The organism is Streptomyces sp. NPDC001381 (genome assembly GCF_042895685.1).
Classification (GTDB): Bacteria; Actinomycetota; Actinomycetes; order Streptomycetales; family Streptomycetaceae; genus Streptomyces.
Genome location: NZ_JBIAWO010000014.1, coordinates 25,709 through 46,166 on the forward strand (window position 1 = coordinate 25,709; position 20,458 = coordinate 46,166).

A 20,458-nucleotide genomic window follows, 5' to 3' on the forward strand; every position below is an offset into this window, starting at 1 on the left:
GGCGGACGGCGCGCGCGCCGCGTGAAGGGGGCGTGAAGGCGCATAACGAGGCCATCACGGGCCGGTCCTCCCTTGGGAACAGGGCAGGATCCGGCCCGCTGTGCCGTCGGTGCCGAGTGATACAAAGGGCTGGCCAAAAATCAGTGACAAGGGGGAAGACGCTGATGGCCCAGCCGCCTGATCAGCCGCCGCAGCAGGGTGGTTTCGGAGCACCTCAGATGCCGCCCCAGCCGCCCGCCCAGCCGGGCTACGGCTATCCGCAGCAGCCCGGACCCTACGGCGCTCCGGCCGCACCGGGACCCTACGGACAGCCCCAGCAGCCGGGACCGTACGGACCACCGCAGCAGCCGGGGGCGTACGGGCAGCCCGCGCAGCCCGGGCCGTACGGACAGCCCGCCGGCCCCTACGGCGGGCAGCAGGGTTACGGCTACCCGCCCGCCCCGCCGCAGTACCCCGGCGCCCCCGGCACCCCGCCCCCCGGCCCCGGCTCGCGCAACCCCTTCAAGGGGCGCCCCGCGATGGTCGTCGGCGCCGCGGTCGCCGCGCTGCTGGTCGTCGGAGGGGCGGTGTTCGCCGTCACCGGCGGCGACGACGGCGGCAAGAAGCCGGTCGCCGGGCCCAGCGACGACAAGCCGAACGCGAGCGACAGCCCGGTCAACCCCGGTGACGGCAGCGGCGACGGCGGCACGGACGCGCAGGACCTGAACGCGGGCCGCAAGGCGGGCGAGGCGAAGGTGCTCTGGTACAAGGAGGCCCCGGACGCGCCCGCCGACGGCGCCGAGGCGCCCGGCATGTGGATCACGTCCAAGGCGGCGGTGAAGGCGGCGTACAAGGAGGTCGTCGCCTACGGCGTCGGCGACGGGAAGCCGGCCTGGGACCCGATCACGTTCCCGCAGAAGATCTGCGCCGTCACCCAGCAGAAGACCGCCGACGACAAGATCGTCGTCGCGTACATGAGCGGCGTCAGCGACCGCGCCCAGTGCGACAAGCTCCAGCAGATCGACCTGGCCACCGGCGCCAAGGGCTGGACCGTCGACGTCCCGGACGGCCAGCTCTTCGACAGCGTGGGCAGCAGCATCGGCCTGTCCCTCGCCGGTGACACGCTGATGGTGGGCCGCTCGCAGTCCGGCGTGGCGTACGACGTCCGCACCGGCAAGAAGCTGTACGACAAGCAGAAGTACGGCGACTCGTGCTTCCCGTCGGCGTTCGCGGGCGGCGCCCGGCTCGTCATGGTGTCGTCCTGCGCCGCCCTGAAGGCCGACGAGCACGACGAGCTCCAGGAGCTGGACCCGGCCACCGGCAAGGTCAAGTGGACCCAGAAGTTCGACAAGGGCTGGTCGGCCGAGCGGGTGTACTCCCTCGACCCGCTGGTCGTCTACAGCACCAACGACGACAAGAACACCTGGAACATCTCGACGTTCAAGGCCGACGGTTCCTTCCGCTCGCAGGTCGCCGTCGACGAGGACTTCGCCCCCCGGTGCGGCTGGGCCCTCTTCGACAGCGACCTCACCGGCTGCCTCGGCACGGCCACCGACACCGGCACCCTCTACCTGCCGACCGACGCGACCACCGGCGCCAACGAGATCGTCGCGCTCAGCCTGGACACCGGCAAGGAGAAGTGGCGGGTCAAGTCGCCCACCGACGAGGCGATGGTGCCGATGAGGACCGAGAGCGGCAAGCTCGTCGCCTACGTCGAGCCGTCGTCCGGCGCGGGCGGCCGGGTGGTGTCGATCCCGACGAGCGGATCCGCCCACACCCCCACGACACTGCTGCAGCTGCCCGAGAGCACGATCGACATCGAGGACGGTTTCTACGACGGCGACCGCGCCTGGGTCGACGACCGTCTGTACCTCTCCTCCACCCAGCTGACCGGCGAGGACGACGGGAAGGAGAAGCTGATGCTCGCCTACGGCAAGTGAGCCGGGCGAGCCGGGCGGACCGGCGGCAGCCGTCCGAGCCCGGCCGGATCCCCCCGACATCCCTTCCGTCCCGTCGTCCCCCGAGCGTCCCGCCGAGGTAAACCACGCCATGACCCAGCCGCCGCCGCACCAGCCCCCGCAGGGGCCTCCCGACACCCCCCAGGACCACCCCCCACACCCCCAGGGCACCTTCGGCCCACCCCCACACCCCCAGGCCTCCGCGCCCCAGGCCTCCGCGCCCCAGGACTCCGCCCCGCAGGACACCCCGCCTCGGGACACCCCGCCGGAGGGCTCCGCACCCGAGGACACGCCGCCTCCGGCCGCGCAGCCCCAGGCCGCGCAGCCCCAGGCCGCGCAGCCCCAGGCCGCGCAGCCCCAGGCCGCGCAGCCCCAGGACACCCCGCCTCGGGACACCCCGCCCCAGGGTGGCCTCGGCACCCCGCAGTCCAGGCCGCCGGTGCCGCCTGCCCCGCCCGAGGGCCCGCAGCTCAGCAAGAACCCCGGCGGCCCCATGCCGCACCAGGTGGCCAGCGCGGCCCAGGTCGCCCAGAACTTCCAGGCGGCGCAGGCCGCGCAGGCGGGCCAGGCAAGCCAGCCGGCCCCGGCCGGCCAGGCAATGCAGGGGGCTCAGCCCGGTCGGCCCGGTCAGGCAGGCCACGCGGGCCAGGCGGCCCCGGCCGGTCAGGCCGCCCCGGCGGCACAGGCCGGTCAGGCAGCGCTGGGGGCTCAGCCGGGTCAGTCGGGTCCGGCGGGTCCGGCAGCGCAGGGGGCTCAGCCTGCTCAGGCGGGTCAGGCAGCCCATCCGGGCCAGGCCGCCCCGGCGGCCCCGGCGGCCCCGGCGGCACCGGTGGCACCGGTGGCCCCGGCCGGTCAGGCCCCGGCCTCCCAGCCCCAGCCGGGCTACGGCTTCCCGCAGGCGTCTCCGCCCGCCGGGCCGCCCCAGCCCGGTTACGGCTACCCGCAGGCCCCCGGGGCTCCGCAGCCCCCTCATGCCCAGCCTTCCCAGCCTTCCCAGGCCCCGCAGCCTCCGCAGCAGCCTCAGGGGTACGGCTACCCCGCGGCCGCCCCGCAGCCGCCCGCGTACGGTCAGCAGCCCGGATACGGCCCCGGAGCGCAGCCGGGTTACGGCTACCCGGGTCAGCCCGGTGCGCCGGCCCAGCCGGGCTACGGGTATCCGGGGCAGCCGGGCTACCCGGGCCACCCCACCGTTCCGCTGCAACCGCAGCAGTCCACCCCCGCCGGCGGGCGGAGGATGAACGCCTCGATGGTCATCATCGTCGCGGCGGTCGCGGCCATCGCGCTGATCATCGGTGGCGGCGTCTGGTACTCGAAGTCCTCCGGCGGCGACGGCAAGAACGACGGCCCCACGGCCTCCGGCGGCACCGACGGCGGCGGACAGGGCACCGCCAAGGGCAGTGAGAAGGTGCCCGCCGACCCCGCCGCCGAGGCCCTCTTCCAGGTGCCGATGCCCACGGTCGCCAAGGACGACAGCGTGGCCGTGGACGGCTCCTGGCTGACCGACAAGGCGTACGTGAAGACCGGAGTCGCCGAGATCGTCGGCTACGACCGCGACAAGGGCACCGAGCTGTGGACGGTCAAGCTGCCCGGCCCGGTCTGCGCGGCGAGCCGCCAGACCAACGAGGACGGGCGGACCGCGATCGTCTTCCAGCCGAAGATGCCCCCGAAGGACTCCACGGCCGGCTGCTCCCAGGTCGCGGCCATCGACCTGAACGCGGGCCGGCAGCTGTGGACGAAGACCGTCAACTCCGGTGACGACCTGATCGACTTCGACAACGTCACCGTCAGCGCGAACACGGTCGCGGTCGGCAGCACCGACGGCGGCGCCGCCTTCGACATCGCCACCGGCAAGCAGCTCTGGGCGCCCAAGACGTCCGACACCTGCTACGACGCCGGTTACGGCGGCGGCGCCAAGCTGGTCGCGGTGCGCAAGTGCGGTTCCTACGACGCGCCGCAGCTGCACATCCAGACCATCGACCCGGCCTCCGGGAAGGTGCTGTCCGAGTACAAGATGGCCACCGACATCGAGTACGCGGGCGTGGTCTCGACGGACCCGCTGGTCGTGGCCGCCGACGTCGGGGACAGCGCCGGTGACGGCAGCGGCATCTCGGACTTCTTCTCCATCGACAACAAGACCGGCGAGCTGCGCACCCGTATCTCGGCACCGGGCGACGCGTACGCGGCCGAGTGCGACAGCATCGACCTGCCCGAGGCGTGCCGGGGCCTGGCCGTCGGCAACGACCGCCTCTACATCGCGACCGAGGAGCACGACGACACCGACGGCGGCAACGTCAACGAGATCGTCGCCTTCGACCTCGGCACGGGCAAGCAGACCGGCCAGCGCGCCGACTCCGGGGCCGAACACACCCTCTATCCGCTGCGGATGGACGGCGGCAACGTGATCGCGTACAAGGAGCCGCCGTACGACAAGGGCGGACAGGTCGTCAGCATCGACGGCACCTCGTTCAAGCAGACCACGCTGCTGGAGATCTCGGACTCGGAGGAGGCGCGGGAGATGGAGAGCAGCATGTCCGCCGAGTACTCGGAGATCCTCTACTCCGAGGGCCGGCTCTACCTGGCGGACACCTACGCCGACGAGACCAGCGCCGGTGAGACGGCGTACCTGGCGGTCGCCTTCGGCACCGCCGGCTGACCGCGCACCGCGCCCCGTCCCGTCGTACGGACGAACGGCCCCGCCCCTGCTCAGGGGTGGGGCCGTGCACTTACCGCTCATCACCCTCGAATGCGAGGAATTTCGGCGATCCGGGCACTTCTCGCCAGTAGGGGGAGCGCAACGTCGAACAAGCGTGTAGCTTCCGGGGGCATGAGGGACGGGGTGCCGGGGGGCACCTTTTGTCTGTTGTGCCAGGTCTGTTGGGTTCCGTGGGGGGACTGGGGGGTTGCTCGATGGGAGTGCGGCTGATGGTGGTCGACGACCACCGCCTGCTCGCCGAGGCGCTGGCCTCGGCGCTGAAACTGCGGGGGCACCGGGTGCTCGCGGCCGCGGCCCCCGCCGCCGGCGCGGCCGAGCTGGTGATCACCCGGGCGCCCGAGGTGTGCCTGCTGGGGACGGCGGCCCCGGCCGAGCCCGGCATGTTCGACCCGGTGGTCCGCATCAAGCGGGAGCGTCCGCAGGTGGCGGTCCTGGTGCTGGGCCCGGTCCCGAGCCCCCGGGGCATCGCCGCCGCCTTCGCCGCGGGTGCCTCCGGTTACGTACGCCACGACGAGCGCATCGAGGGCGTCGAGCGAGCGATCATGAAGGCGAGGGCGGGTGAGGCGGCGGTGGCCCCCCAGCTGCTGCAAGGAGCGTTCGGCGAACTCCTGAACCCGGCGGCCCAGCCGGACGACGAGGGGCAGCGGCTGTTGCAGATGCTGACCCCGCGCGAGGTCGAGGTCCTGGTCCGCGTGGCCGACGGCGAGGACACCCGGCTCATCGCCGCCGGCATGGGCATCGCCCCCTCCACGGCCCGCACCCACGTCCAGCGCGTCCTGATGAAGCTGGGCGTCGGCTCCCGCCTGGAGGCCGCGGCCCTGGCGGCCCGGACGGGTCTCCTGGACCGCGCGGGCCCCCTCCCGCACATGTCCCGGCCCACGGGGGCCGGGACGGAGGCGTAGGGCGACCGGGCCGCCCGAGGCGCACGGGCGGGCGGGGCCGTTTCCGGCCCCGGCCCGTTCTATTCGGGGGAGACGTGGTCCTCCGGCACCGGCAGCGGGGGTGCCGGCGGGGCCGCCGGCCTCAGCCACAGCCACACCAGGAAGAAGATGCCCAGGGCCAGCATCCCCAGGCCCGTCCAGAGGTTGATGTTGATCCCCTGGGCCTTGTCGATCTCCGCGTCGCTGTCGGTCAGGCCGGTGATCGTGACGATGACGCCGTACAGCACGAACAGGCCGCCGATGATGCGGCGCAGGTCGAAGATGCGGGCCGCGGTCGCGGACTTCTCCTCCAGCTCGGTGACCTCGCGCTGGACGTCGGCCTCGCTGTACCCGGCGCGTCGCAGCCGCTCGGCCGCCTCCGCGCGCTGTTCGGGTTCGAATTGCTCGGACATGGTCTTTCCATCCTCCCTCGGTACGCGTGACGCGCGCCCGGGCTCAGAACGAGAACGGGATGTAGCAGGCGGCGGCCAGGATCACGGCTCCCCAGCCCAGCAGCGCCGGCTTGCGGTACCAGGCGTCGTCGCCCTTCGCCGGCGGCTCCGCCATGCCGGGGGAGGTGGTGCCGTAGACCAGGCCCTGGAGTTCCTCGGCCGGCTTCGGGGCGGTGAACAGGGAGACCGCCACCATCACCACCGCGCCCGCCACGAAGCCCGCGATCGCCGAGACGAAGTTGGCGCCCTGGTCGGTGGGGATGCCGATGACGTCCTGCTTGTAGAGGACGAAGTAGTTGATCATCGCCGCCGTGGTGCCGGCCAGCAGGCCCCAGAAGCCCGACTTCTTCGACGCCCGCTTCCAGAACATGCCGACGATGAAGACCACGAACATCGGGACGTTGAAGAAGCTGAACAGCGTCTGGAGGTAGCTCATGATGTTCGAGAACGACGACGCCAGGAACGCCGTGCCGATCGAGGCGACGACGCCGATCGCCGTGATCAGCCGGCCGAAGCGGACGTAGTACGCGTCTTCGCGGCCCCGCTCCACGTACCTGCCCCAGATGTCGTTGGTGAACACCGTGTTGAAGGACGAGATGTTGGCCGCCATGCCCGCCATGAAGGCCGCGAGGAGGCCGGTGACGGCGATGCCCAGTACGCCGTTGGGCAGCAGGTTCTCCATCAGGTACGGGATGGCGTCGTTGTACTGGTAGCCCGACTTCTCGGTGCCGAATCCGGGGACCACGGCCGCGGCGACCAGGCCCGGGATCATCACCAGGAACACGATGAAGATCTTGGGGTACGCGGCGATCAGCGGGGTGCGCTGGGCCGCCGAGAGGTTCCTCGCCGACAGGGCGCGCTGCACCTCCGCGAAGTTCGTCGTCCAGTAGCCGAAGGAGAGGACGAAGCCGAGGCCCAGCACGATCGTCAGCCAGTTCGCGCCCAGCGGGTTGGCGCTGCCGATGCCCGTGCCGCCCCAGGCGCTGACGAAGTTGTCGCCGTGGGTCGCGGTCAGCTTGTCCGACAGGCCGTCCCAGCCGCCGACCTTCTTCAGGCTCAGCACCACGATCGGGATGAGGGCCGCCAGGATCACGAAGAACTGGAGCACCTCGTTGTAGATCGCCGAGGACAGGCCGCCCAGGGTGATGTACGCCAGGACGAAGAACCCGGCGACCACGATCGCCACCCACTGCGGCCAGCCCAGCAGGGCCTCGACGACGATCGCCAGCGCGTACAGGTTGACGCCCGCGATCAGGATCGCCGCGAAGGCGAAGAGGAGCGAGCTCAGCAGGTGCGCCCCCTTGTCGAAGCGCAGGAGCAGGAACTCGGGCACGGAGCGGACCTTGCTGCCGTAGTAGAACGGCATCATCACCAGGCCCAGGAACACCATCGCCGGGATGGCGCCGATCCAGTACCAGTGCACGGTGTACGCGCCGTACTGCGCGCTGTTCGCCGCCATGCCCAGGATCTCGGTGGCGGCCAGGTTGGCCGAGATGAAGGCGAGGCCGGTGATCCAGGCGGGCAGTGAGCGCCCGGAGAGGAAGAAGTCGAGGCTGGTCTTCACCGATCTGCGCGCGGCGAAGCCGATGCCCAGGACGACGACGAAGTAGATGGCGAGGATCGTGTAGTCGAGTGCGTTCGTGGGGAGTCGCAGCTCGGCCGCCAGGCGCATGGAGTCTGTGGGGGTCTGCATCCGGAGCTCACCTTGTCTGGTGGTCTTTGTTTGGTTGTGGGGGGTTACTTCCTGAGCGTGTTTATGTTTCTATGTGTTCGGTTCTGTTTGAAGTCTTACTTGGCAATGGAGTGTCGCGGTGAAGAAGACCTCGACCCGGCTGGCCGACGGTCGTGAGCTGATCTATTACGACCAGCGGGACGACTCGGTGCGTGACGCGGTGGACCGGCGCCCGCTGGACCCCACGGTCACCACGTCGGAGGTGCGCCGGGACCCGCTGCTGGGCGACTCTGTCGCGATCGCCTCGCACCGGCAGGGGCGCACCTACCATCCGCCGGCCGACGAGTGCCCCCTGTGCCCCTCCCAGGGCGAGCGGCTCAGCGAGATCCCGGACTCGTCGTACGACGTCGTCGTCTTCGAGAATCGTTTCCCCTCCCTGGCCGGCGACTCCGGGCGCTGCGAGGTGGTCTGCTTCACCTCCGACCACGAGGCGTCCTTCGCCGATCTGACCGAGGAACAGGCGCGACTCGTCCTGGACGCGTGGACGGACCGGACGTCCGAACTGTCGCATCTGCCCTCCGTTGAACAGGTGTTCTGCTTCGAGAACCGCGGCGCCGAGATCGGTGTGACCCTGGGTCACCCGCACGGGCAGATCTACGCCTACCCGTTCACCACCCCGCGCACCGCCCTGATGCTGCGTTCAGTCGCCTCGCACAAGGAGGCGACCGGCGGGGGGAACCTCTTCGACGCCCTCCTGGAGCGTGAACTCGCCGACGACCGGATCGTCCTGGAGAGTGAACACTGGCTCGCCTTCGTGCCCTACGCGGCGCACTGGCCGTACGAGGTGCACCTGTACCCGAAGCGCCGCGTCCCCGACCTGCTCGGGCTCGACGAGGACGCGCGCACAGAGTTCCCCAAGGTCTACCTGGAACTCTTGAGGCGCTTCGACCGTATCTTCGGTGAAGGTGAACCGCCCACGCCCTACATCGCCGCCTGGCACCAGGCCCCGTTCGGCGGGCTGGAGGAGTTCGACGGCGTCAACCGCGACGACTTCGCACTCCACCTCGAGCTTTTCACCATCCGCCGGACGTCCGGCAAGCTGAAGTTCCTCGCGGGCTCCGAATCAGGCATGAACGTCTTCATCAACGACGTGCCGCCGGAGCGCGCGGCCGAGCGACTGCGAGAGGTAGCGAGTTCATGAGCGGGAAGTACCTGGTCACCGGAGGCGCCGGTTACGTCGGCAGCGTCGTCGCCCAGCATCTGCTGGAGGCGGGCCACGAGGTCGTCGTCCTCGACAACCTGACCACCGGCTTCCGCGAGGGCGTCCCGGCGGGCGCCGCCTTCATCGAGGGCGACATCCGCGACGCCGCCAAGTGGCTCGACGCCTCCTTCGACGCCGTCCTCCACTTCGCCGCGTCCTCGCAGGTCGGCGAGTCCGTCGTGAAGCCCGAGAAGTACTGGGACAACAACGTCGGCGGCACCATGGCCCTCCTCGCCGCCATGCGCGAGGCCGGCGTGCGCAGGCTCGTCTTCTCCTCCACCGCCGCCACCTACGGCGAGCCGGAGCAGGTCCCGATCGTCGAGACCGCCCCGACCAGGCCGACCAACCCCTACGGCGCCACCAAGCTCGCCGTCGACCACATGATCACCGGTGAGGCGGCCGCCCACGGCCTGGGCGCGGTCTCCCTCCGCTACTTCAACGTCGCCGGCGCCTACGGCCGGCAGGGCGAGCGCCACGACCCCGAGTCCCACCTCATCCCGCTCGTCCTCCAGGTCGCCCAGGGCCGCCGCGAGGCCATCTCCGTCTACGGCGACGACTACCCGACCCCGGACGGCACCTGCGTCCGCGACTACATCCACGTCGCCGACCTCGCCGAGGCCCACCTGCTCGCCCTGAAGGCCGCCGAGCCCGGCGAACACCTCGTCTGCAACCTCGGGAACGGCAACGGCTTCTCCGTCCGCGAGGTCATCGAGACCGTCCGCGAGGTCACCGGCCACCCCATCCCCGAGGTCGTGGCCCCCCGCCGCGGCGGCGACCCGGCCGTCCTCGTAGCCTCGGCGGACACCGCCCGCGAACGGCTGGGCTGGAACCCGTCCCGCGCGGACCTCGCGGGAATCGTCGCGGACGCCTGGGAGTTCGCGCAGCACATCGCAAGGGAGCAGTAGTGGGGGCACAGGAAGTGCGCGAGGCCTTCGTCGAGCTGTACGGCGCGGAGCCCGAAGGCGTCTGGGCGGCGCCCGGGCGCGTCAACCTCATCGGCGAGCACACCGACTACAACGACGGCTTCGTGATGCCCTTCGCGCTGCCGCACCAGGCGCTCGCGGCGGTCTCCCGGCGCGCGGACGGCGTCCTGCGCCTGCACTCCTCCGACATCGAGGGCGGCGTGGCCGAGCTCCGCCTGGACGACCTCGCCCCCGAGTCGGACGACGACTGGACGGCGTACCCGGCCGGTGTCGTCTGGGCGCTGCGCGAGGCCGGCCACCCGGTCACCGGCGCGGACATCCATCTGACCTCGACCGTCCCGACCGGCGCGGGCCTGTCCTCGTCGGCGGCCCTGGAGGTCGTCGTCGCACTCGCGCTGAACGACCTGTACGACCTCGGCCTGCAGCGCTGGCAGCTGGCCCGCCTGTGCCAGCGCGCCGAGAACGTCTACGTCGGCGCCCCCACCGGCATCATGGACCAGACCGCGTCCGCCTGCTGCGAGAGCGGCCACGCCCTGTTCCTGGACACCCGCGACCTCTCCCAGAAGCAGATCCCCCTGGACCTGGCCGCCGAGGGCATGCGTCTGCTGGTGGTGGACACCCAGGTCAAGCACGCCCACAGCAACGGCGAGTACGGCAAGCGCCGCGCCGGCTGCGAGAAGGGCGCGGCCCTGCTGGGCGTCGACGCCCTGCGGGACGTCCCGTACGCCGGCCTGGACGCGGCCCTGGCCCGGCTCGGCGACGAGGAGGAGGTCCGCCGGCTCGTCCGGCACGTCGTGACGGAGGACGAGCGCGTCGAACGAACGGTGCGCCTGCTGGAGTCCGGCGACACCCGCGCCATCGGCCCGGTCCTCACCGAGGGCCACGCCTCGCTGCGCGACGACTTCCGGGTCTCCTGCCCCGAACTGGACCTCGTCGTCGACACCGCCGTCGCCGCCGGCGCCCTCGGCGCCCGCATGACCGGCGGCGGTTTCGGCGGCTCGGCGATCGTCCTCGCCGACGCCACCGACGTCGACACCCTCACCAAGGCCATCGAGGAGGCCTTCGCCGCGGCGGGCCACCCGGCCCCCCGCGTCTTCGAGGCGGTGCCGTCGGCGGGAGCCCGCCGGCTCGGCTGAGCGGTGCTCCGCGGATCCGGGGTGGGGCGGGGTCTCCCAGGGGCTCCCCGCCTCACCCCAGTCTTTTCGTCAGCGTGTACTCCGTGATCCCCGGTGGGTAGTCCTCGATCACGCACACCACCTCGTATCCCAGCCGCCGGTAGAAGTCCGGGGCCTGGAAGTCCCAGGTCTCCAGGCGTACGCGGAGACAGCCGCGTTCCTCGCAGGCGACGCGTTCCGCCTCGGCGAGGAGGCGGGTGCCCAGGCCCGTGCCGCGGTGGCGTTCGTCCACCCAGAGGTAGGCGACGTGCAGCCAGGTCGTCCAGGTGTGGCCGACCAGGCCCCCGGCCAGGTCGCCGGCGGCGTCCGAAGCCCACACGTGCAGCGGGGTCTCGCGTTCGGCGGGCGTGCCGCGCAGGGCCCGAAGGACCGGGGACGCCGCCGTGTTGGTGTCGCGGAGCCGCGAACGGAGAAGATCGCGCCGAGTCCTGTCGACTTCTGTCTCAAGACGAAACATGCGGCACACCATAAACGCCCTGGCCAACCAGTTCTGCGTTTTTCCTTCCGCTGTCCGCCCACAGCCCTACCCTGATGAACAGCACCGGTGGGGGCCGGTGCTGATCAGGGGGCGAGACAGTCGGGTACGGCACCCGAAGTGGGGGTAGCAGTCTCTGCACGGCGGCGGCCGTGCGGTAGCCGCATCCCCTCCGGGTGTCGTACCCGCGCCGGTCGTCGTTCTCCGTCTTCGGACCTTGGGGTATCCCCGGCTCCGGCAAGGAGCTTGGGGAAGGGGGTTTCGTGGTTCGCATCCGAGTCCTGGTCGTCGACGACCACCGCATCTTCGCCGAGTCGCTCGCCGCGGCGCTCGCCGCCGAGCCCGACGTCGACGTCTCCGCGGCCGGCAGCGGCCCGGCGGCGCTGCGCAGCCTGGAGCGCGCGGTTGCCGAGGGGCGCCGCTACGACGTGCTGCTCGTCGACGCCGACCTGGGCGCCGGCCTGGGAGGCGGGCCGACCGGTGCTCCGGGCGGTGCGCCGACGGGCATACGGCCCGCCGTGCCCGTGCAGGAGGTGGGGGAGGACGGGCTCGTCGACGGGATCTCGCTGGTCACCGGGGTGCGCGCCGCGCAGCCCCAGGTCCGGGTCGTGGTCCTCGCCGAGAAGGACGACCCGCGCCGCGCGGCCCTCGCCCTGCAGGCCGGTGCGTCCGGCTGGGTGGCGAAGGACTGCTCGCTCTCCCGGCTGCTGAGCGTCATCCGCGGGGTGCTGCGCGAGGAGACCCATCTGCCTCCCGCCCTGCTCACCGGTGTGCTGCGGGAGCTGACGGCCGCCCGCAAGCACCGCACCGAGAGCGAGCGGCTGGTCGAGTCCCTCACCCCGAGGGAGCGGGAGGTGCTCCGGTGCATGGTCGCGGGGCTGGGGCGCAAGGCCGTCGCCGAGCGCCTCTTCCTCTCCCCGCACACCGTCCGCACCCATATGCAGAACGTCCTGGGCAAGCTGGGCGTCCACTCGACGCTCGCCGCGGTCGCCCTCGCCCGCCGTGCCGGGGTCGGCCCCGCCGACCTAGCCGGGGATGTTGTCGAACGGGGCGGTCAGCTGGCGTAGCAGGCCCGCCAGTTCACCGCGCTGGGCGTGCGAGAGTTCGGCCAGGATCGCCCGCTCCTGGTCGAGCAGCCCGGCGAGCGCCTGGTCGGCCCGGTCCTTGCCGTCGTCCGTGAGACGGACGAGCACACCGCGCCGGTCGCTCGGGTCCGGCAGCCGCTCCACCAGGCCCTTCTTCGCGAGCCGGTCGATACGGTTCGTCATCGTGCCCGAGGTCACCAGCGTCTGCGTCAGCAACTGCCCCGGCGAGAGCTGGTACGGGGCACCCGCGCGCCGGAGCGCCGTCAGGACGTCGAACTCCCAGGGCTCCAGCTGGTGCTCGGAGAACGCCAGCCGGCGCGCCCGGTCCAGGTGCCGGGCCAGTCTGCTCACCCGGCTCAGCACTTCCAGCGGCTCCACGTCGAGGTCCGGGCGCTCCCGGCGCCACGCTGCGACCAGCCGATCGACCTCGTCCTCCATGGCGATCAGTGTAGTGGTTGTGTCGACGTGAAGTCTCTTGATGTCGAGTCTCTTGACGTCGAGATAAATCCTGGGGAAGGTGACGCTTATGACCACCAACCCCTCCTGGGACCCCGCCCAGTACCTGCGGCACGCCGGCCACCGCGCCCGCCCCTTCGCCGACCTCCTCGCCCGCGTCCCCGACCTGCCCGGCGACCCGCCCCGCATCGCCGACCTCGGCTGCGGCCCCGGCAACGTCACCGCCGCCCTCGCCGACCGCTGGCCCACCGCCCGCATCACCGGCTACGACAACTCCCCCCGCATGCTCGCCGACGCCCAGGCGCACGCCGGCGCACACCTCGACTTCGCCTACGCCGACCTGACCACCTGGACACCCGAGGAGACCTACGGCCTCCTCATCTCCAACGCCGCCCTCCACTGGGTCCCCGGCCACCTCGACGCCCTCCCCGCCTGGCTCGACGGCCTCGCCCCCGGCGGCACCCTCGCCTTCCAGGTCCCCCACAACACCGACGCCCCCCTGCACGCCCTCATGCGCGCACTCGCCGGCACACCCCGCTGGAAACCCCGCCTCGGCGAGGTCCTGCGCCACGAGGACTCCGTGCACGCCCCCGGCGTCTACCTCGACCTCCTCGCCCGCCTCGGCTGCGCCACCGACGTCTGGACCACCACGTACCACCACGTCCTCCAGGGCGAGGACCCCGTCCTCGACTGGGTCAAGGGCACCGGCCTGCGCCCCGCCCTCGACGCCCTCGCCGACGACCCCGAGGCCCGCGACGCCTTCGTCACCGAGTACCGCGACCTGCTCCGCGAGGCCTACCCGAGCCACGCCTACGGCACGGTCCTGCCGTTCCGCCGGCTGTTCGCCGTGGCCGTGAAACGCGGTGTTTGAGCAGGCCGCACAGGGTCACCCGGGTGACAACACAGTCGTACGGGGCCGGGAGTGATCCAGAGTGGCGAAGGAACAGAAGGGCAAGGCCAAGAAGGAACAGATCAAGGGCAAGGTCAAGGAAGTCCTGGGCCGCGCCACCGGCGACGCCCGGATGGAGTCCAAGGGCCGCGGCGGGCAGTCCAAGGGCGACGCACGCCAGGCCAAGGAGAAGATGAAGGACGTCTTCAAGCACTGACGAGCCCGGCACCCGAGGGCCCCGCCCACCGGCTGGGCCCTCGGCGCGCCCGGCTCGCCGTGACCCGCGTCAGCTCTTGCGGTGGCCTATCAGCCGGGGCTTCTGCTCCAGCCCGTCCAGCCCGTGCCAGGCCAGGTTCACCAGATGCGCCGCCACCTCCGCCTTCTTCGGACGGCGCACGTCCAGCCACCACTGCCCGGTCAGCGCCACCATCCCCACCAGCGCCTGCGCGTACAGCGGGGCCAGCTTCGGATCGAAGCCACGGCTCTTGAACTCACGGCCCAGGATGTCCTCGACCTGCGTCGCGATGTCCGAGATCAGCGAGGCGAACGTACCCGTGGACTGCGGGATCGGCGAGTCCCGGACCAGGATCCGGAAACCGTCCGTGTACTCCTCGATGTAGTCCAGGAGGGCGAACGCCGCCTGCTCGCACAGCTCCCGCGGGTGACCGGCGGTGAGGGAACTGGTCACCATGTCCAGCAGCCGCCGCATCTCGCGGTCCACGACGACCGCGTACAGGCCCTCCTTGCCGCCGAAGTGCTCGTACACCACCGGCTTGGACACCCCGGCCTTCGCCGCGATCTCCTCCACCGACGTGCCCTCGAAACCCTTCGCCGCGAACAGGGTGCGACCGATCTCCAGGAGCTGCTGGCGGCGCTCGGCACCGGTCATACGGGTGCGGCGAGCGCGCCGCGGCTTCGCTTCGCTGCTCGGACTGGGAGTACTGCTGGAGTCGGTCGCCACGGCGTCAATCATGCCGCCTTCGCGGTCGCCTTCCGGCGCCGGGAGCCGCCCTCACCCGTGTTGCGACGCGAATCGATACGCGAGCGTGACGGCCAGCGCACGTCGTACGCCCACCCGAACCTCTCGAACCAGCGGATCAGCCGGGCGGAGGAGTCGATCTGCCACCGCTCCACCCCGTGCCGCGCCGACGTCGGGTCCGCGTGATGCAGGTTGTGCCAGGACTCGCCGCACGACAGGACCGCCAGCCACCACACGTTGCCGGAGCGGTCCCGCGACTTGAACGGCCGCCTGCCCACCGCGTGACAGATCGAGTTGATCGACCAGGTCACATGGTGCAGAAGCGCCACCCGCACCAGCGACCCCCAGAAGAACGCCGTGAAAGCGCCCCACCAGGACATCGTCACCAGACCGCCCACCAGCGGCGGGATCAGCAGCGACACCACCGTCCACAGCACGAACTGACGCGAGACCGCCCGGATCGCCCTGTCCTTGATCAGGTCCGGGGCGTACTTGTCCTGCGGCGTCTGCTCCTCGTCGAACATCCAGCCGATGTGTGCCCACCACAGGCCCTTCATCAGCGCCGGAACCGTCTCCCCGAACCGCCACGGCGAATGCGGGTCGCCCTCGGCGTCCGAGAACCTGTGGTGCTTGCGGTGGTCCGCCACCCAGCGGACCAGCGGCCCCTCCACCGCCAGCGATCCCATCACCGCCAGCGCGATCCGGAGCGGCCGCTTCGCCTTGAACGAACCGTGCGTGAAGTAGCGGTGGAAACCGATCGTGATGCCGTGGCAGCCGAGGAAGTACATGAAGACCAGCAGGCCGAGGTCCAGCCAGCTCACCCCCCACCCCCACGCCAGCGGCACCGCCGCCAGCAGCGCGAGGAACGGGACGGTGATGAAGAGGAGCAGAGTGAGCTGCTCCACCGAACGCTTCTGCTCGCCACCGAGCGTCGCGGAGGGCAGCGGAGCGCCGTCGTTCGCCTGCGGGGCGTCGTCGATCACATCGGAGCTCGTGGTCATGGGCGTCCCCTGGGGGGTTCGAGGGTCGTGGCAATGCGCCGAGTCACGGGTACCTCGCGCGGTCGGCTTCACAACAGCTTCCTACGGTTCCGTAACCTACGGCATCGTAAGTGTGCCGGCGCGCTGCCCGACGGCAAGAGCCCGAAAGTCTGCGCGTCCCGCCCGCCACCTATCCTTGGAGACGGTCGGACAGCGCGGTCCGCTCTGTTTTCTTCCCGGATGTCCGGCCCGTATGCGGCGCCCCGCCGCCCGGACGGCCCCGGGCCCCGTCCCAGACGAGCCTCAGACGAGCTTCAACACTGCAAGGAGCCGCACCTGTGAGCAGTGCCGACGACCAGACCGTTTCCACGGCGACCACCAGCAACGAGCTGCGTGCCGACATCCGCCGGCTGGGTGACCTCCTCGGGGAGACCCTCGTCCGGCAGGAGGGCCCCGAGCTGCTCGACCTGGTCGAAAAGGTCCGCCGCCTCACCCGCGAGGACGGCGAGGCCGCCGCCGAGCTGCTGCGCGGCACCGAACTGGAGACCGCGGCCAAGCTGGTCCGCGCCTTCTCCACCTACTTCCACCTCGCCAACGTCACCGAGCAGGTCCACCGCGGCCGCGAACTGCGCGCCAGGCGCGCCGCCGAGGGCGGCCTCCTCGCCCGCACCGCCGACCGCCTCAAGGACGCCGACCCCGAACACGTCCGCGAAACGGTCCGCCACCTGAACGTGCGCCCCGTCTTCACGGCACACCCCACCGAAGCCGCGCGCCGGTCGGTACTCAACAAGCTCCGGCGCATCGCCGCGCTTCTGGAGACCCCGGTCATCGACTCCGACCGCCGGCGCCACGACACGCGCCTCGCCGAGAACATCGACCTCGTCTGGCAGACCGACGAACTGCGCGTCGCCCGCCCCGAACCCGCCGACGAGGCCCGCAACGCCATCTACTACCTCGACGAACTCCACGCGGGCGCCGTCGGAGACGTCCTGGAGGACCTCACCTCGGAACTGGAACGCGTCGGCGTCACCCTCCCCGACGACACGCGCCCCCTCACCTTCGGCACCTGGATCGGCGGCGACCGCGACGGCAACCCCAACGTCACCCCCCAGGTCACCTGGGACGTCCTGATCCTCCAGCACGAACACGGCATCAACGACGCCCTGGAGACGATCGACGAACTCCGCGGCTTCCTCTCCAACTCCATCCGCTACACCGGCGCCACCCAGGAACTCCTGGACTCCCTCCAGAACGACCTCGAGCGCCTCCCCGAGATCAGCCCCCGCTACAAGCGCCTCAACGCCGAAGAGCCCTACCGCCTCAAGGCCACCTGCATCCGGCAGAAGCTGGAGAACACCAAGCAGCGCCTCGCCAAGGGCACGCCCCACGAGCCGGGACGGGACTACCTCGGCACCAGCGAGCTCCTGACCGACCTCACGCTCGTCCAGACCTCCCTGCGCGCCCACCGCGGCGGCCTCTTCGCCGACGGCCGCATGAACCGCACCATCCGCACCCTCGCCGCCTTCGGCCTCCAGCTCGCCACCATGGACGTCCGCGAACACGCCGACGCCCACCACCACGCCCTCGGCCAGCTCTTCGACCGCCTCGGCGAGGAGTCCTGGCGCTACGTGGACATGCCCCGCGAATACCGCACGAAGCTGCTCGCGAAGGAACTGCGCTCCCGCCGCCCGCTCGCCCCCACCCCCGCACCCGTCGACGCCGCGGGCGAGAAGACCCTCGGTGTCTTCCTCACCGTCAAGCGGGCCCTGGAGGTCTTCGGACCCGAGGTCATCGAGTCCTACATCATCTCCATGTGCCAGGGCGCCGACGACGTCTTCGCCGCGGCGATCCTCGCCCGCGAGGCCGGCCTGATCGACCTGCACGCCGGCTGGGCGAAGATCGGCATCGTCCCCCTGCTGGAGACCACGGACGAACTCAAGGCCGCCGACACCATCCTGGAGGAGATGCTCTCCGACCCCTCCTACCGGCGCCTCGTCGCCCTGCGCGGAGACGTCCAGGAAGTCATGCTCGGCTACTCCGACTCCTCCAAGTTCGGCGGCATCACCACCTCCCAGTGGGAGATCCACCGCGCCCAGCGCCGGCTGCGCGACGTCGCCCACCGCTACGGCGTACGCCTGCGCCTCTTCCACGGCCGCGGCGGCACCGTCGGCCGCGGCGGCGGCCCCTCCCACGACGCGATCCTCGCCCAGCCCTGGGGCACCCTCGAAGGCGAGATCAAGGTCACCGAGCAGGGCGAGGTCATCTCCGACAAGTACCTCATCCCCTCCCTCGCCAGGGAGAACCTGGAACTGACGGTCGCCGCCACCCTCCAGGCCTCCGCCCTGCACACCGCCCCCCGCCAGTCCGACGAGGCCCTCGCCCGCTGGGACGCCGCCATGGACGTGGTCAGCGACGCCGCCCACGCCGCCTACCGCGCCCTCGTCGAGGACCCCGACCTGCCGACGTACTTCCTCGCGTCGACGCCGGTGGACCAGCTCGCCGACCTGCACCTGGGCTCCCGGCCCTCCCGCCGCCCCGGCTCCGGCGTCTCGCTCGACGGCCTGCGCGCCATCCCGTGGGTGTTCGGCTGGACCCAGTCCCGGCAGATCGTCCCCGGCTGGTACGGCGTCGGCTCCGGACTCAAGGCCCTGCGCGAAGCCGGCCTGGACACCGTCCTGGACGAGATGCACGAGCAGTGGCACTTCTTCCGCAACTTCGTCTCCAACGTCGAGATGACCCTCGCCAAGACCGACCTGCGGATCGCCCAGCACTACGTCGACACCCTGGTCCCCGACGACCTCAAGCACGTCTTCGACCGCATCAAGGCCGAACACGCGCTCACCGTCGCCGAAGTCCTCAAGATCACCGGCGAGCGCGAACTGCTCGACGCCACCCCCGCCCTCAAGCAGACCTTCAGCATCCGCGACGCCTACCTCGACCCCATCTCCTACCTCCAGGTCGCGCTGCTCAAGCGCCAGCGCGACGCGGCCGCCGCCGGAGCCGAACCCGACCCCCTCCTCGCCCGCGCCCTCCTCCTCACCGTCAACGGCGTGGCGGCGGGCCTGCGCAACACCGGCTGAACCAGCCCGCACAGCACGAACAGGGGTGCCCCCGAGCCTCGAACCGGCTCGGGGGCACCCCCTCGTTCATGCCCCGCGTCAGGCCCTGCGCCGACGCACCACCAGATAACCGCCGGCACCCACCAGCACCGCCGCGACCGCGGCCAGAGCGCCGACCGGCGCACCGTTGCCCGTCTCGGCCAGACCGCCGCTGCCGCCCTGCGGAGTGGACGCCGACGACGGGGTCGAACCCGCCGAACCCGACGGCTCGGCCGACGCCGGGACCGAGGAACTCGGCGAGGCCGACGACGAAGGAGACGCGGACGACGACGCCGAGACCGAACCCGACGGCGACGGAGAGGAACCGCCGCCGCCCTCGTCCTCGCAGTCCACCTTGAACACCTTGTGCTTCGCGGCCCCGTTCTCACCGTCGAAGTTCCAGAACAGCTTGTACTGGCCGTCGGGCAGCGACATGTCCTGCGTCCGGCCATGACCGTCCGCGTCCAGCGTGATGGAGCCGGACTTGACCGTCTCGCCCTTGTCGACGTCGTTGTCCGCCCAGGCCTCGATGTGCCAGCCGACCTGCTGCAGACCGTCGAAACCGAAGGCGTCCAGATAGAACGAGCAGACCTTCGGCTCGTCGCGCTGGTCGTACTCGCCGGTGGAGGAGTTGTGGGTCTTCACATCGCCGTTGTCGCCTTTGGCCGCATGCGCGGCGGGAGCCAGCAGCAGAGCCGCCGACGCGGCGACGGTGACGACACCGGCGCGAATGAGGGTACGCATGGGGCAGTCCATCTTCGAGTGACGAAAGGGAAGATGTGGAGGGGGCGGCTCAGCTTCCGTCCCGCACTGACCACCGGTCAATCACGAACACACAACAGATGGGATCTCCACGAGAACAGAGACCCGCAACCCGCTCAGATCGCCACGAACGCCGCCGTCACCAACGCCACCCCCGACCCCGCCAGCAACCACCCCACCCGCGGACGCCCCAGCCCGCCCGCCACCACCACCGACGCGAGCAGCAACGCACCACCGAACGGCACCCACGCGTACAGCACACCCGCCGGCCCGGACCGCACCACCTCATCACCGTCCGGCTTCACCACCACCGTGTACGTACGCCCCTTGCGCACCGCCACCGACTTCTCGATCGCCACCCGCGCCCGCGCCGTCGACCCCGCCGACAACGGCGAGTACGGCCCCCAGCACATCTCCTCACCACACCGCGTCACCGCGACCGTGCCGTGCTCCCGCCCCTTCGTCAGCATCACCTGCTGCGCCGTACCCCACGAACCCCACACCCCGGCGAACAGGATCAGCACGGCCACCCCGCCCATCGCCGCCAGCCGACCCCACCGCAACGCGACGACGGAGGCCCGACGGGCCCTGGGCGAGCCACCCTTACGGCGGTGGGAGCGGGCTGCTGTGGCGGGCATGGCCGGGATCATTGGCCATGCCTGAACGGCACGTCAACCTGCA

The 20,458-nt window shown here is 71.3% G+C and carries 18 protein-coding genes; 10 read left to right on the plus strand and 8 right to left on the minus strand.

Going from position 1 to position 20,458, the window contains the following annotated elements; all coding sequences use genetic code 11:
- Positions 1-164 precede the first annotated feature (164 nt).
- From ACFY2L_RS35580 to ACFY2L_RS35590, 3 genes are all read left to right on the plus strand, one after another.
- Positions 165-1,919, plus strand: coding sequence for a PQQ-binding-like beta-propeller repeat protein (locus ACFY2L_RS35580; protein WP_390659105.1), 1,755 nt, complete (start codon positions 165-167; stop codon positions 1,917-1,919).
- Positions 1,920-2,535: 616 nt separating this feature from the next.
- The gene (locus ACFY2L_RS35585; RefSeq protein WP_390824459.1) at positions 2,536-4,590 is read left to right on the plus strand and encodes a PQQ-binding-like beta-propeller repeat protein; all 2,055 of its coding nucleotides are present in this window, start codon (positions 2,536-2,538) and stop codon (positions 4,588-4,590) included.
- Positions 4,591-4,844: 254 nt separating this feature from the next.
- Complete coding sequence (locus ACFY2L_RS35590) at positions 4,845-5,552, plus strand: LuxR C-terminal-related transcriptional regulator (RefSeq protein WP_390659104.1); 708 nt, start codon at positions 4,845-4,847, stop codon at positions 5,550-5,552.
- A gap of 59 nt (positions 5,553-5,611) precedes the next feature.
- Here the strand turns inward: ACFY2L_RS35590 and ACFY2L_RS35595 are convergent, their stop codons facing one another.
- Both ACFY2L_RS35595 and ACFY2L_RS35600 read right to left on the minus strand, forming a co-directional pair.
- On the minus strand, positions 5,612-5,983 hold the full coding sequence (locus ACFY2L_RS35595; RefSeq protein ID WP_390824417.1) for a hypothetical protein: 372 nt from the start codon (positions 5,981-5,983) through the stop codon (positions 5,612-5,614).
- Between the two features lie 43 nt (positions 5,984-6,026).
- Positions 6,027-7,715, minus strand: a complete 1,689-nt coding sequence (locus tag ACFY2L_RS35600) for a sodium:solute symporter family protein (RefSeq protein ID WP_390659102.1) — start codon at positions 7,713-7,715, stop codon at positions 6,027-6,029.
- A gap of 118 nt (positions 7,716-7,833) precedes the next feature.
- Between ACFY2L_RS35600 and galT the strand changes: the two genes are divergently transcribed.
- From galT to galK, 3 genes are read left to right on the plus strand one after another with little or no spacing between them, the layout of a single operon-like run.
- The gene (gene galT / locus ACFY2L_RS35605) at positions 7,834-8,895 is read left to right on the plus strand and encodes a galactose-1-phosphate uridylyltransferase (RefSeq protein WP_390659101.1); all 1,062 of its coding nucleotides are present in this window, start codon (positions 7,834-7,836) and stop codon (positions 8,893-8,895) included.
- Entirely contained in the window at positions 8,892-9,860 is a 969-nt protein-coding gene (galE, locus tag ACFY2L_RS35610) for a UDP-glucose 4-epimerase GalE (RefSeq protein ID WP_390659100.1), read from the plus strand. The genes galT and galE overlap by 4 nt, the downstream gene beginning before the upstream one ends.
- Entirely contained in the window at positions 9,860-11,014 is a 1,155-nt protein-coding gene (gene galK / locus ACFY2L_RS35615) for a galactokinase (protein WP_390824418.1), read from the plus strand. The genes galE and galK overlap by 1 nt, the downstream gene beginning before the upstream one ends.
- A 52-nt stretch (positions 11,015-11,066) precedes the next feature.
- Here galK and ACFY2L_RS35620 read toward each other — a convergent pair whose 3' ends face one another.
- Positions 11,067-11,522 carry a GNAT family N-acetyltransferase gene (locus ACFY2L_RS35620; protein ID WP_390659487.1) on the minus strand — a complete coding sequence of 152 codons (456 nt, stop codon included), beginning with the start codon at positions 11,520-11,522 and terminating at the stop codon, positions 11,067-11,069.
- 269 nt (positions 11,523-11,791) lie between these two features.
- Between ACFY2L_RS35620 and ACFY2L_RS35625 the strand changes: the two genes are divergently transcribed.
- The gene (locus ACFY2L_RS35625; RefSeq protein WP_390824419.1) at positions 11,792-12,595 is read left to right on the plus strand and encodes a LuxR C-terminal-related transcriptional regulator; all 804 of its coding nucleotides are present in this window, start codon (positions 11,792-11,794) and stop codon (positions 12,593-12,595) included.
- Here the strand turns inward: ACFY2L_RS35625 and ACFY2L_RS35630 are convergent.
- Positions 12,554-13,051: a MarR family winged helix-turn-helix transcriptional regulator gene (locus ACFY2L_RS35630; protein WP_057600602.1), complete on the minus strand. Its 498-nt coding sequence runs from the start codon at positions 13,049-13,051 to the stop codon at positions 12,554-12,556. The genes ACFY2L_RS35625 and ACFY2L_RS35630 overlap by 42 nt on opposite strands.
- A gap of 88 nt (positions 13,052-13,139) precedes the next feature.
- Here ACFY2L_RS35630 and ACFY2L_RS35635 point away from each other — a divergent pair, with 88 nt between their 5' ends.
- Both ACFY2L_RS35635 and ACFY2L_RS35640 read left to right on the plus strand, forming a co-directional pair.
- Positions 13,140-13,940, plus strand: coding sequence for a trans-aconitate 2-methyltransferase (locus ACFY2L_RS35635; protein ID WP_390659097.1), 801 nt, complete (start codon positions 13,140-13,142; stop codon positions 13,938-13,940).
- Between the two features lie 61 nt (positions 13,941-14,001).
- The gene (locus ACFY2L_RS35640; RefSeq protein ID WP_390659096.1) at positions 14,002-14,175 is read left to right on the plus strand and encodes a CsbD family protein; all 174 of its coding nucleotides are present in this window, start codon (positions 14,002-14,004) and stop codon (positions 14,173-14,175) included.
- Between the two features lie 69 nt (positions 14,176-14,244).
- Here the strand turns inward: ACFY2L_RS35640 and ACFY2L_RS35645 are convergent, their stop codons facing one another.
- Positions 14,245-14,931 (minus strand): TetR family transcriptional regulator, encoded by a 687-nt coding sequence (locus tag ACFY2L_RS35645; RefSeq protein ID WP_390659095.1) that lies wholly within the window; start codon positions 14,929-14,931, stop codon positions 14,245-14,247.
- Positions 14,928-15,938, minus strand: coding sequence for an acyl-CoA desaturase (locus ACFY2L_RS35650; protein ID WP_390659094.1), 1,011 nt, complete (start codon positions 15,936-15,938; stop codon positions 14,928-14,930). Before ACFY2L_RS35650 ends, ACFY2L_RS35645 begins: the two co-directional genes overlap by 4 nt.
- Before the next feature lie 317 nt (positions 15,939-16,255).
- On the opposite strand from ACFY2L_RS35650, the gene ppc reads away from it, so the two are divergent.
- Positions 16,256-18,997: a phosphoenolpyruvate carboxylase gene (gene ppc, locus ACFY2L_RS35655; RefSeq protein WP_390659093.1), complete on the plus strand. Its 2,742-nt coding sequence runs from the start codon at positions 16,256-16,258 to the stop codon at positions 18,995-18,997.
- A gap of 78 nt (positions 18,998-19,075) precedes the next feature.
- Here the strand turns inward: ppc and ACFY2L_RS35660 are convergent, their stop codons facing one another.
- Together ACFY2L_RS35660 and ACFY2L_RS35665 are read right to left on the minus strand one after the other, a co-directional pair.
- Complete coding sequence (locus ACFY2L_RS35660) at positions 19,076-19,759, minus strand: LPXTG cell wall anchor domain-containing protein (RefSeq protein ID WP_390824420.1); 684 nt, start codon at positions 19,757-19,759, stop codon at positions 19,076-19,078.
- Between the two features lie 134 nt (positions 19,760-19,893).
- Complete coding sequence (locus ACFY2L_RS35665; RefSeq protein WP_390659091.1) at positions 19,894-20,427, minus strand: hypothetical protein; 534 nt, start codon at positions 20,425-20,427, stop codon at positions 19,894-19,896.
- Between the last annotated feature and the right edge of the window lie 31 nt (positions 20,428-20,458).